Source organism: Ruegeria sp. AA6, assembly GCF_056542865.1.
In genome coordinates, this window is sequence record NZ_JBQGAN010000008.1 from 112,197 (window position 1) to 124,223 (window position 12,027).

Below are 12,027 nucleotides of genomic sequence, written 5' to 3' on the forward strand. Positions count from 1 at the left end.
CGACATTTCCCCGAAGCAACTCACGCCCGCAGTGGAACATCTGTCGCGGGCATCTTTCCAGAATGGTTGGACAACATGACATCGTCACAAACCTATCGCGTTGAAACTGACAGCCTTGGGCAGATACGCATCCCATCTGAAGCTGCGTGGGGTAGTCAAACACAGCATGCCATCGAAAATTTTCCGATTAGCGGCGTCGCAATTAACCATTATCCCGAACTCATTGTGGCACTTGCCCAAATCAAAGCCGCTTGCGCTTGCGCCAACCGTGATCTTGGTTGTCTTTCGAGTGAACACACTGAAGTGATCAACATGGTTTGCGATGAGATCATTTCCGGACAGCATCACGAACAGTTTGTAGTTGATGTCATGCAGGGTGGAGCAGGTACTTCGACCAACATGAATGCTAATGAAGTGATCGCAAATCTGGGCCTCATTGGCATGGGTTACGAGCCAGGGGAATATGAACACTTGCACCCCAACGATCATGTAAATCGGTCCCAATCCACTAATGACGTTTACCCAACTGCCATTCGGCTAGCCGTGCTGGCGAAAACACCGACGCTGGTTGAGGCCATGAACGCGCTGTGTACGTCGTTTAGAGAAAAAGCCAAAGAATTTCAGCACATCCGAAAGGTGGGGCGTACACAACTGCAAGACGCGGTGCCCATGTCATTGGGTGCGGAATTCAACAGTTTTGCGACAACACTATCCGAAGATGTCGAACGGTTGCGCGAAATATGCGAGCTTCTGACTGAGGTCAATTTGGGTGGCACGGCCATCGGCACCGGTATCAACGCACCAGATAGGTTTGCGGAAACCTCTATCGACTATTTGGCCAAGCAAACGGGCAAACCACTAAAATGCGCAGCAGATCTCGTTGAGGCATCTTCGGACCTTGGTGCTTTGGTAGCTTTCTCAGGTATTCTAAAACGCATTGCAGTGAAACTCTCGAAGATTTGCAACGATTTGCGCTTGTTGTCCTCCGGGCCGCGTGCCGGGTTTGGTGAAATCAATCTACCAGCCGTGCAGGCGGGTTCCTCGATCATGCCGGGCAAGGTGAATCCGGTGATCCCTGAAGTTGTGAATCAGGTGTGCTTTCAGGTTATCGGTAATGATGTCACTGTGACCTTTGCCAGCGAAGCGGGCCAACTGCAATTAAACGCAATGGAGCCGGTCATTTTGCACAAGATAATGGAAAGTATCGGGTCACTCACACAGGCCATTCGAGTGCTGGAGACCCGTTGCATACGCGGGATTCAGGCGGATGAGGCTCGATGCACTCAACTGCTGTCTAATAGCCTAGTACATGCGACGGAATTGGCCCCAATCATCGGATACGAAGCCGCAACAAAATTGGCCAAATACGCAAAAACCAATGGGCTGGACTTGGTTCGTTCCGCACCAGAAGTGTTGACGGATGAGCAGTCCAATGTTGCGCTCAACCATCTGTCCACACGCATAATAAGCGGCGATCCACAGGCTTAAGGCCTGACGCCACTTTACGGAATAGGTTTCGTGATGGAATTCAAAACAACCGCAAGAACGGGAGTAATTTGATGTACGCACTTGCTATCCATGGTGGAGCCGGTGTGCCACCAAAAGAAGAAATGACTGGTGAAACAAAGAGCGCTTTTCTTGGTGCTCTAGCCAGGTGCCTAGAAGCAGGACAGGATGTTCTCAGGAGCAATGGCACAGCCTTGGATGCTGTAACTCAAGCGGTGTGCGCGCTTGAAAATGATGAGCTTTTTAACGCGGGTAAAGGCTCGGTGTTTAACGCAGAAGGCAATCAAGAAATGGATGCCGCTGTAATGCAAGGCCATGATAGAAACGCGGGAGCAATTGCTGGAGTTTTCGGCCCACGCAATCCAATCCTTGCGGCTCGCGCTGTCATGGAGCATACAGAACACGTTTTCCTTATTGGCCCGAACGCGCTTCAGGTTGCCAGTGATGCAGGCATACCTTTTGAGGAGGCTGACTATTTCTTCACGCAAAGACGTTGGGACATGCTTCAGAAAACCTTACGGTTACGGAAAATTGGGCTAGAAACGGACGATCCAGCGCGACGACATGGCACGGTAGGCGCGGTCGCCTTGGACGTTCATGGCAACCTTGCCGCTGCAACCTCTACAGGGGGAATGACCGCAAAGGCTCCGGGACGGGTAGGTGATACGCCCTGCATCGGTGCGGGAACGTTTGCCGACAACGAAACCTGCGCAGTTTCCGCAACAGGATATGGTGAAGTTTTCCTGAGACGTACGGCCGCCTACGAAGTCTCTTCGCGTATGAAGTATGCACAGGAGGATGTTGAGACTGCGGCAAACGGCGTTGTAATCTCGGATCTAGCCGAACACGGCGGCAGCGGCGGCGTGATAGTGGTGGATAAGCACGGAAAAATTGCAATGCCGTTCAATTGCAACGGTATGTACCGGGGAGCCGTTCGCGAAGGTGAACAACCATTTGTCTCAGTTTACTGAAGATGGGCTTCGTGTCCGCCGACAGGGATTTTGGGACAGAGGTTGCTCTGATCTAAGAGTGGATTTGGCTCATCCGGCTGAATGAGGGTGCTTTGGCGCGCGACATCATTGCCTTGAGTTCTGGCATTTCCAAAAATACCCTTCGTCAAGCAATTGTAAAATTCACCAAACTGAAACTTGTCAGGCGAGACATCGGCCAAGAACACAGTCGAACGCATCGTTTGTATCTGATGACAGAAGGTAGACAGGTTTTTGACGAAGCAATTCCCCAATTTGTGAAGTTCGAAAACCAAATGCTCGGCTCTTTGTAGATGGAAAAACGGAATACGCTTTTTTTCTTTTGGCCAAAGTGATCAACGTTGCGCCAATCTGGAAGGATCAGAAGGTTTTTGAGTTCAAATAGCTGTGTTTTTTGCCAGGAAACCAACACCAGAGTTCTAATATTTCCAAACGGGAGAACGCTGTCTGACCCTACTACAAGCAGCTTCATTGAGGAAGCGAAGGGTTCGAGTTGTTTTATCATCGATCTTCTCAATGCTGGCAAAGGAACGGGAAAAAAGTGAGACCGGTTAGGATGGTGACAAACGCCAAAGACTTCAATCGACTTTCGGCGACAGTGCTGCAGAATTTTGCGCAGAAATCGAAACAAAGAACCATGTCTGCACTTAGCCCACAGTCATTAAGTGGATGACGCTAAAGACCTAAAAAAATCATATTTCAAGTGCCGATCGATTTGCCAGTTTTGTTCAATCAACAGTATTCTGGCTCGTAACCACCAGACATTGCGGGTTGTCGGCTGCGTGCATATTCTACTTGTTTAGGGTCACCGATGGAGAGATCCCGTGAGAATTGTTGATTGCAGTAGTTGGTAGCAGGATGAGCGCCCAATGTAGCCAGTTGGCGTGGCGCGCTACTGGCGCTAGCGTCCACGGTGTTCTCGCGGTACCTTAACTTAGACTCAGTAGTTGGCGTGGTTCATAACTCGCTCGGCAGTCGATTTGTGATGTCGGAAGTGTCTCCGAAAATTCTTCGAAGGGCGCGCCAAGATTGAGATCATTGGTTGTCCAAATCTGCGCGGTCGATGCTCTTTTTTCGTCGATCGGAGATAATTGGCGCGAGAATCACGAGAAATGTCAGTGCCAGAATGGTTGCCGACACAGGTCGTTCAAGAAAAATGCTCCATGATCCCCGACTGATGATCAAGCTGCGGCGAAGGTTTTCCTCCATGATTGGTCCAAGGATCAGCCCAAAGACCAAAGGAGCGACCGGGATGTAAAGTCGAGTCATCACAAATCCCAAACCACCAATCAGCACCATTGCAATCATGTCGGTTATGCTGTTGCGAATGGCGTAGGCCCCGACCATGCAGAGGAGTGCAATGAGGACCATCATAAAGTGACTGGGAAGTTTCAACACCTGAACAATGCCGCGTAAAGCCAGCATCCCGACAATGAAAGTCAAAACGATTGCTAGTATCAAAGAGCCATAGATCGCGCCGACAATGTCTGGGTTTTGCATGAACATTGCCGGGCCCGGCTGAAGCCCGTGGATAATGAGCGCTCCGATCAGGATTGCCGACATCGAGTCGCCAGGTATGCCAAGGGTAATCATTGGGATTGTAGAGCCGCCTGTGACGGCGCTATTGGCGGCCTCGGGAGCGGCGATGCCCCTTGGTTCTCCTCGGCCAAATCCTTTAATCGGGCTTTTTGTGATTCTTCGCTCAAAAGCATAGGCGATTGCTACTGCTATTGCAGAGCCAGCCGCGGGGATCGCGCCTATCAGAGTGCCGATGGTGCTACCACGCAGCCAGCTTGGCCAAACGTTTCGCAATTCGGCGCGAGGCGGCAGCAACCCGTGAATTCCGGACATATTGGACGGTCGTCCGGTTTTGACCCCTGACAGATTGCAAAGTACCTCTGAGAACCCAAAAATTCCGATTGTGAGCGGGATCAGGTGAATACCGTTTTGCAGCACAGCCGTGCCGAACTCGAAGCGGGCTACTCCGGTTACTGTATCAAACCCGACCATTCCAAACATCAGCCCCATGGCACCTGCCAATATCCCAGCAAACATTGCGCCTTCAGCCGTATAGGCCAGAAGAACGATGCCAAAAATCGCAAGGACGGCAAACTCAGGACTTCGGAAACTCATCGCCGATTGGGCAATTATGGGGGCAATCAGCATAAGTGCGATGACACCCAAAAACCCACCCACGCTTGACGCGATGAGCGCGTGGCCGAGGGCGCGACCAGCCTTGCCTTGCTGGGCCATTGGATAGCCGTCAAATTGTGTCACGATAGCGCCGGGTGTGCCCGGAATATTCAGCAGGATCGCCGAGATGGAACCGCCATAAACGCTAGAGACCAGCACCATCAGCAAGAGCATGATCGCCACACTTGGCTCTAGTCCGAATGTGATGGGCAGCAAAATTGCGAGTGCCATGGTTGAACTGACGCCTGGCAACGCTCCCATCACGATACCAACTGCGACAGCAGTTGCCGCGACAAGAAACAACACGGGTTGGTCGAAAAAAATCGCAAATGACTGAAACAGTGCGTCGATCAACATTGCGCCTACTCCTTACGGCAGCGGAACTCGCAGTAATTCCGCGAAGACAAGCTCGATACCGCCGATAATTGCGGCAGAAACGAGGGCTGCAACAGCCAGCCGTTTCCAAATAGTTGACGACTTACTTGCCAGAAGAGCCAACCAAAGCGTCGCAAAGCAGAATGCAGGCAGAGTGAAGCCTGAGTAGGAAACCCAGAAGACCAGAGCGATTGCGCTGATGAGGAATACAGCGGGGATCGCAACCTCACGCAACTGGAACGAATCCAGTCCTGATCGCCTTCTGATCCAGCCGTTCACAAGAAAGTACACTCCGCCGAGTGTCAAAAACGCTGTAGAAAAAATGGGTAAGATGGCCGGACCTGGGTCTAGTCCTGGCATACTGAGGGTCGCAATAAGCGGGTCATTAGAAAGAATCCCAACCCAACCAATCATCGCCCATACAAGAAAAAACAATCCCGACGCATACCCTGCGGATGCGGTCGGGGTAACACTATCAATTTCCTGTTCTTGCATGAACTAATACCCTGAATGGAAGATGGCCCTGACGTGGGGCCACCAAAGAGCGCTGAAGTTCTATTTTGCACGGGCCGTTACCAGTCCACCCTTTTCAAGGATCGGATAGACAGTTTCATCTTGAGCTTTCAGAAAGGTGGCAAATCCCTCGCTTCCCTGAGGCGCGACGATCGAACCCGCAGTCTTTGCGGCGTCCAGGAAGTTGGGATCCGAGAGCACATTCATAACAGCCGTTTCCAGAATGGTGGCACGGTCTTCTGGTACGCCGACCGGCAGAAAATACCCAACAAAGTCTTCAAACACGAGCGGGTAGCCCTGTTCCGTAAAGGTCGGAACGTCCGGTGCGCGGAAATGGCGATTGCTCCCGGCAACGCCAAGGATGTTGACATCGCCACTTTCCGCTAAACTGATCATCAACGCCGTCGGAATTGTCGATGCATTAGTTTCGCCCGATGCAACAGCGGCGATTGCTGGTCCATAGCCCTGATAAGGAATGGTCAAAAAATCGACGCCAAGGGTTTGCTGAATTAACAATGCACTCATATTGGCAAAGCCCCCGGGGCCGTCGTTTGAGTTGAGTACTGCCTCCGGATCGGTTTTCACCACCGCAACCAATTCGTCGAGTGAAGTTATGCCGGTCTCGGTCCGGGCGCTAATTGCTGCCGGAGAGGTTTCGATCAGAGCGAGCGGGTGAATGCTGTCAAGCGCCGCTGCGTTTTCGTTCATGTAAGTCTGGGCAACGACATGCAAACCCATGACACCGATGGTATATCCGTCCGGATCTGCGCTTGCTGCGGCGCGTACGCCGGTTGTACCTGCCGCACCAGCCTGATTGATCACGACCACTGGTTGCGCTAGTTCCTCGGCAAGGTAGTCCGACATTAATCGGGCCACACGGTCATGCGATCCTCCAGCGGGCCAAGCCACTACGATATTGATGGGTTTGCTCGGGAATTCGTCCGCCAAACCAGAAGAAAGGGGTAAACCCATAACAGTGAGACCCGTAAGAATTCCCCGTACAGCACTGCCAAGGCATTTTCGTAGATTTTTCTTTGACACTTCAGCTCTCCTTTTTGTTTGGCCTGGAAATGCTCGATTCTCAAAAAATGGTTCTCCGATTATTTGTTAGCATACAAATAAATAAATCGCAATTAATCAGAAAAATGTTGAGTTTTTTGGTACAATGTGGCGATGTGCTGTGATTCTTTGTTAGATTGGACTTATTGATCTCGTGAACAAAACTGACGCAGAATACCGAATTGAACGGCATAGCCGAACCACCGACCTGATCTCCCACTTCGGCTTCCTGATCTTTGTTGAGCTGATACCAAGTTGATCAAACCGAATTGCCAAGATTTTTGCGTTGGAGCGTTGAGTAGAGGCGCTTGTGTGACTGCAACAAAAATCTAGAAAAAATATTTCGGCAAAAACCTATTGCGAAGTCAAAGACAATTCGTAGACCTTGCCGCCCAGCTGACTGATCTGTACTCTCACGATTGAGGGCCCTTCATGGCTCGTGCAATGCTGAATTCCAACTCGATTGTACTTTGTTCATCCTCCCGCGAATCAGATTGATCAGGTGAATGACAGGCGAGTCCACTCAAAGCAAAAGGGAAACTCATGTCGCTCCCCGAAGACTATCTTGAACGTGTCTACGCTGGAGTATTGGGCAAACTGATAGGCGTCTATCTTGGACGTCCGTTCGAAGGCTGGACCAATGAGCAGATCATGAAAAAGCTAGGGTTCATCACCAACTATGTACACGAAGAGTTTGGTCTTCCGCTAGTCGTAACTGACGATGATGTGGCGGGGACTTTTACTTTTCTGCGGGCGCTGGAAGATTATGATCTGACCGAGAATCTGAAAGCCGAAGATATTGGCCGGGCGTGGCTGAACTATATCGTCGAAAAACGATCGATCCTTTGGTGGGGCGGAAACGGAATTTCGACGGAACACACTGCCTGGTTGAACCTCAAACGCGGAGTCCCCGCGCCTGCCAGCGGTTCAATCGAAACCAACGGCAAGACTGTGGCAGAACAGATTGGCGCGCAGATTTTTATTGATGGCTGGGCCATGGTTGCACCAGGCAAGCCTAGGCTGGCCGCGAAACTTGCCCGCGAAGCGGGCAGTGTCAGCCATGACGGGGAAAGCGTTTATGCAGCAATGCTTTGGGCCGCGATGGAAGCCGAAGCATTTGTGTCCCGCGACGTGGATCACCTTATCGACACTGGGCTGGCGGCAATACCTAAAGACAGCCAAGTTGCAAGGCTGATTTCGGACCTGAGAACCTGGCACAAAGAGCTAGACAATTGGGAGGACTGTCTGAGGTGTATTCACAGCAACTACGGCTATGACAATTACCTAGGTCAATGCCATGTCATGCCAAACCACGCATTGATGATTATGACTCTTCTTTACGCCCCGCATGACTTTTCAAAAGCGCAAATGATCGTGAACACCTCTGGCTGGGACACGGATTGCAACGCAGGTAATATCGGCTGCCTGCAAGGGATCATGTTAGGTCTTGACGGTCTGAGTACGGAAACAGACTGGCGCGGCCCGATCGCGGACCGCATGCTAATTTCTTCAGCAGATGGTGGTAACTCTATTAATGATGCTGTCAGGGTCGCATATTACATCACAAATTTAGGCCGTCAACTAGACGGCAAGGAACCGATTCCGGCTCCAAAAGGCGGGGCACAGTTCCATTTCTCGCTACCAGGCTCGGTTCAAGGTTTTCAGATCGCCCTTGGACAGGGAACGGTAGAACCGTGCGATGGATGCCTGCGCATCATCGCGCATGAGGGCACTGCAACCGCGACGACCCCGGTCTTTGCATCGACAGATGTCCATCGTATGAAAACTTACGACCTGATGGCGTCGCCTCTGATCTATTCCGGGCAAATGGTGTCCGCAACCTTGATTGCCCCTTCGGGCAACACCGCCGCTGTGAAAGTTGAGCTCATTATAAGACACTTCGACAAGGACGACACCATGGCCGACGTCAAAAGCCATTCGATCAGCCTGCGACCAGGAGAATACGGAATACTAGATTGGAAACTACCCGACACTGGGGGACAACCGATTGCAGAACTGGGTCTGAGTTTGACGGGGGCGGCAGGCTGCAAAGTGAAGTTGGACAGCTTGGGTTGGACCGGGACGCCGGAGCTTTCCTTATTCAGGCCGACAGAGAATGGAGAATTTTGGCATCGTGCTTGGGTAAATAACGTCGACCATTTCTCCAAGGGTTACCCAAACAGCTTTCACATATCAAACGATTGTGGAGAAGGGATGATCCTGCAGGGAACACGAGATTGGCGCGACTATACCGTCGACGTGGATCTTGTTCTGCATATGGGATCAAGCGCGGGCGTCATAGTTCGATCGCAAGGCTTACGACGATACCTTTGTGCACGAATTGACCGGGCAGGCCTATTTGAAATCATTTGCCAATATGATGAAACCCGTGAAACACTGGCTGAGGCGCAGATTGAATTTGCTTTTGATGACGCCATTTCACTTCGCGTGAGGGTTGATGGACCTAACATCTGCGCTCAAACAGGGTCAGCCAAACTGTTAGCTCGGCAAGACAAGCTGACAGAAGGCGCGATCGGATTACTGGTGGAAGACGGCGCGGCATCGGCAGATAAAATTACAATCTCCGCAGTTTAAGGGGTGCACTAACAATGGTATTTCTCGGGCGGGTTGACGGGTCCATTTCTGAAGTGATTTGTAAAGCGCATTCGCGATTGTGACGAGCTTTCTGGCAGCAGCGGTGATGACAACCTTGTGAGGTTTGCTGTGGGGAATTGGGAAGAATGGTGACAGACGCGCCATTTGCCCGACACTTAGCCAGAAAAGATCAGACATGTTCGCCGTTCGTTTGAACGCGATGAAGCACGCAGCCAAACGGAAATTGATGGGTTCTGAGCTTATTGCGCCGGTTTGAAGTTTTGTGTAATCGGCGCCGCCGCCACCCTCTGTTAAGCTTGCGTAAGTCAGAAGCCGTTCCACATCGTGCTCATATCAGGCATAGCGGTGCCGCTTCGTGGATGGCCAGTGTTATTGAGCCGTGTTCGGGCTAACCGTCAGATACGTGTAAAAAACTCAGCTCTGACTCACAATCGAGGCGCCGCGTTCTGTAAATATTTTTAGATAGGCGAAAGTAGTTGCATTCTAGTCCAAAACTTGGGGAATAACTTCGGGCAGACGTCGAGCAGGTGGTGTATTGCGACTACGCATACTACGAACTTCACCATCGATAATCGTCATACCCACGCCAGGTAGGTTTCCAAGTTCAATCGATTCAAGAATGTCTTTTCCAGGTGCATGCTGTGCCTGATCCATTAGCACAAAGTCAGCAGCAAAACCTATTTCGAGCAGACCGACATCGAGCTCGCGTTGACGTGCGGTATTGCCGTTTGCGAAACAAAACGCAGTCGCTGCATCCAAATTGCCAATACTTGCCAGCATCGCAACCATGCGAAGAATTCCCAATGGTTGGACGCCAGATCCGGCAGGACCGTCGGTCCCAAGAATTATCTGATCAAGTTTGCCCAATTCGCGAGCGGTGTTCAGCGTAAGCAGCGCAGCCCGTTCATTGCCGTTGTGAACGATCTCTAAGCCCTTGGTGCAAGACTCACAGAGACAAACGATCTGATCATCTGGCAACGCAGAATGGCCGCCATTAATATGCCCAACAACATCCGTCCCGGTCTCGAGCACCATATCTGCATCAATCAGCCCTGACCCGGGAATAGATGGTCCGCCGGTGTGGATGGTGGATTGGATACCATACTTACGGGCCCAATTGACCATCTGGTTTGCTGTCTTACCATCCTTGACTGTTCCGAGACCGACCTCGCCCAAGAACTTAACACCAGCATCCGCAAGGTCTTTGAAGTCAGCTTCTTCCATGCCATGTTCGATCACCGGTGCCCCGGCTAGCACCTTTACTCCGCTAGGACGGAAGTTTTCGTACCAACGCTGCGCAGCAATTGCCATTGCCTTTAGCCCAACAATATCTTTGGGACGCCCAGGCATATGCACTTCACCCGCTGAAATCATCGTCGTGACTCCGCCATGCAGTGTGGAATCTATCCAATGGAGCTGTTGCTGGCGTGGGGTGTAATCACCGACGACCGGATGCACGTGGCTATCAATCAATCCCGGCGCCAAAGTCACACCCTTGGCATCTACAATAGTCGTGGCGCCCTCTGTATTAATGTCCTTTTCGTACCCAAATTCGGTGATCTTACCATCAACAGCGATGACGCAGTTCCCATCAGCTATTGGTTCTTCGATTTTGCCAGTAAGAAGTAAGCCAATATTATTCACCACCAGTTTCTGTGGAACTTTATCCATGCGGCTCTCCTATTCGCAGTCGTTAGCAGACTAACAAAAAAAAATGCCACCGCAACCTTGTATTTTGGTTAGTTCACATCGTATGTATTCTAACAGCTACCCAAGTCGCGGCATGTCTTAGGGCATCGCGCTAATGCAGCAATCTGTAAGAAAGAAAAGAGTGTTCTCTAATGACTCTGAAGTTTGTTGGCACTAGTGAGGCGACTTACAAATTGGAAAAGCAAGTTGGATTTCTACTTCGACTGGCAGGGCAACGACATGCGAATATTTTCCATGCTTTGAACCCGATTGACCTTACACCGACCCAGTTTTCGGCATTGGTCAAGCTGCTGCACCTTGGCAAGTGTTCGCAGAACGAGCTCGGTCGGCAAACAGCGATGGACGTTGCGACGATCAAAGGTGTGATTGATAGACTGCGGCGTCGAGGCTTTGTTGATGTCAGCACTGATCCAAACGACAAAAGGCGGTCTTTGCTGACTCCAACAGCGTCAGCGAAAGAGTTGGTGGACGAGCTTCACACGGCTGGCACAAACATTTCAGAGGCGACGCTTAAGCCACTCTCAAAAACCGAGCGCGCCAAGTTTCTCGACCTGTTGTCTAAGATTTCTTGAATATCTCTACCATGGTAATGGGGCATTAAGCCTTCCGACGTTTCAGTATTTGAATCCAGCTTTTTCGTCGGGAGGTATCAATAGCTGGGCTACAAAAAGGTACAAAACCACAAACTGTTTTGTTTTCAATAACGCGCTGAAAAATCAGAGAACTTTCGATCTGCCTTCACCCAATATGTTGTGGACCCCTAACCAATAGGCAAACACAATCTGCAGAAGCATTTCGAGGATGCGGTCATCTTTGCTTGCTTGACGCTGGAAGTGACTGGGATCAAAGAGACAAATCTAACAGTCCAGGTGACCAGAGTCAGCAGGAGCAATGCGACTGATACTTCCATGGCGCCCTGACTATGCACATCATCTTGCTGTCATTCAAGGTTGCCGCGCCTTGGAAGACAACAAACCGAGCAAACATCGTCCAAAACGAGGCAGTCTGTGCGTTGCTAGAATCAAGTGCCAAACCAGATCGACGAATGAAGCAACACCATCGCGCA

9 protein-coding genes are annotated in these 12,027 nt (G+C 51.0%); 5 read left to right on the forward strand and 4 right to left on the reverse strand.

Annotated features, from left to right (window positions below; all coding sequences use genetic code 11):
- Positions 1-75 precede the first annotated feature (75 nt).
- The 3 genes from ACR0LN_RS12140 (at position 76) to ACR0LN_RS12150 (ending at position 2,788) form a co-directional block, all read left to right on the forward strand.
- Positions 76-1,488 (forward strand): aspartate ammonia-lyase, encoded by a 1,413-nt coding sequence (locus tag ACR0LN_RS12140; RefSeq protein WP_480430012.1) that lies wholly within the window; start codon positions 76-78, stop codon positions 1,486-1,488.
- Positions 1,489-1,559: 71 nt separating this feature from the next.
- Positions 1,560-2,477: an isoaspartyl peptidase/L-asparaginase family protein gene (locus tag ACR0LN_RS12145; protein ID WP_480429976.1), complete on the forward strand. Its 918-nt coding sequence runs from the start codon at positions 1,560-1,562 to the stop codon at positions 2,475-2,477.
- A 92-nt stretch (positions 2,478-2,569) separates the two neighbouring features.
- A complete protein-coding gene (locus ACR0LN_RS12150; protein ID WP_480429977.1) occupies positions 2,570-2,788 on the forward strand; it encodes a hypothetical protein in 219 nt (72 codons plus the stop codon).
- A gap of 742 nt (positions 2,789-3,530) precedes the next feature.
- On the opposite strand, the gene ACR0LN_RS12155 is transcribed toward ACR0LN_RS12150, so the two are convergent.
- The 3 genes from ACR0LN_RS12155 to ACR0LN_RS12165 are packed head-to-tail and all read right to left on the reverse strand — an operon-like array spanning position 3,531 to position 6,617.
- Positions 3,531-5,045 (reverse strand): tripartite tricarboxylate transporter permease, encoded by a 1,515-nt coding sequence (locus ACR0LN_RS12155; RefSeq protein WP_480429978.1) that lies wholly within the window; start codon positions 5,043-5,045, stop codon positions 3,531-3,533.
- Between the two features lie 12 nt (positions 5,046-5,057).
- Positions 5,058-5,558, reverse strand: a complete 501-nt coding sequence (locus ACR0LN_RS12160; RefSeq protein WP_480429979.1) for a tripartite tricarboxylate transporter TctB family protein — start codon at positions 5,556-5,558, stop codon at positions 5,058-5,060.
- A gap of 60 nt (positions 5,559-5,618) precedes the next feature.
- Positions 5,619-6,617 (reverse strand): Bug family tripartite tricarboxylate transporter substrate binding protein, encoded by a 999-nt coding sequence (locus ACR0LN_RS12165; RefSeq protein WP_480429980.1) that lies wholly within the window; start codon positions 6,615-6,617, stop codon positions 5,619-5,621.
- Positions 6,618-7,178: 561 nt separating this feature from the next.
- On the opposite strand from ACR0LN_RS12165, the gene ACR0LN_RS12170 reads away from it, so the two are divergent.
- Positions 7,179-9,230 carry an ADP-ribosylglycohydrolase family protein gene (locus tag ACR0LN_RS12170; RefSeq protein ID WP_480429981.1) on the forward strand — a complete coding sequence of 684 codons (2,052 nt, stop codon included), beginning with the start codon at positions 7,179-7,181 and terminating at the stop codon, positions 9,228-9,230.
- A 504-nt stretch (positions 9,231-9,734) separates the two neighbouring features.
- Here ACR0LN_RS12170 and ACR0LN_RS12175 read toward each other — a convergent pair.
- Positions 9,735-10,922, reverse strand: coding sequence for an amidohydrolase family protein (locus ACR0LN_RS12175; protein WP_480429982.1), 1,188 nt, complete (start codon positions 10,920-10,922; stop codon positions 9,735-9,737).
- Between the two features lie 170 nt (positions 10,923-11,092).
- On the opposite strand from ACR0LN_RS12175, the gene ACR0LN_RS12180 reads away from it, so the two are divergent.
- On the forward strand, positions 11,093-11,533 hold the full coding sequence (locus tag ACR0LN_RS12180; RefSeq protein WP_480429983.1) for a MarR family winged helix-turn-helix transcriptional regulator: 441 nt from the start codon (positions 11,093-11,095) through the stop codon (positions 11,531-11,533).
- The last annotated feature ends 494 nt before the right edge of the window (positions 11,534-12,027 follow it).

Excerpts from the sequence above, each read along its gene's own strand:
- ACR0LN_RS12180 (WP_480429983.1), top strand. The coding sequence starts at position 11,093 with ATGACTCTGAAGTTTGTTGGCACTAGTGAGGCGACTTACAAATTGGAA.
- ACR0LN_RS12160 (WP_480429979.1), bottom strand. The coding sequence starts at position 5,558 with ATGCAAGAACAGGAAATTGATAGTGTTACCCCGACCGCATCCGCAGGG.
- ACR0LN_RS12140 (WP_480430012.1), top strand. The coding sequence starts at position 76 with ATGACATCGTCACAAACCTATCGCGTTGAAACTGACAGCCTTGGGCAG.
- ACR0LN_RS12170 (WP_480429981.1), top strand. The coding sequence starts at position 7,179 with ATGTCGCTCCCCGAAGACTATCTTGAACGTGTCTACGCTGGAGTATTG.
- ACR0LN_RS12175 (WP_480429982.1), bottom strand. The coding sequence starts at position 10,922 with ATGGATAAAGTTCCACAGAAACTGGTGGTGAATAATATTGGCTTACTT.
- ACR0LN_RS12155 (WP_480429978.1), bottom strand. The coding sequence starts at position 5,045 with ATGTTGATCGACGCACTGTTTCAGTCATTTGCGATTTTTTTCGACCAA.
- ACR0LN_RS12145 (WP_480429976.1), top strand. The coding sequence starts at position 1,560 with ATGTACGCACTTGCTATCCATGGTGGAGCCGGTGTGCCACCAAAAGAA.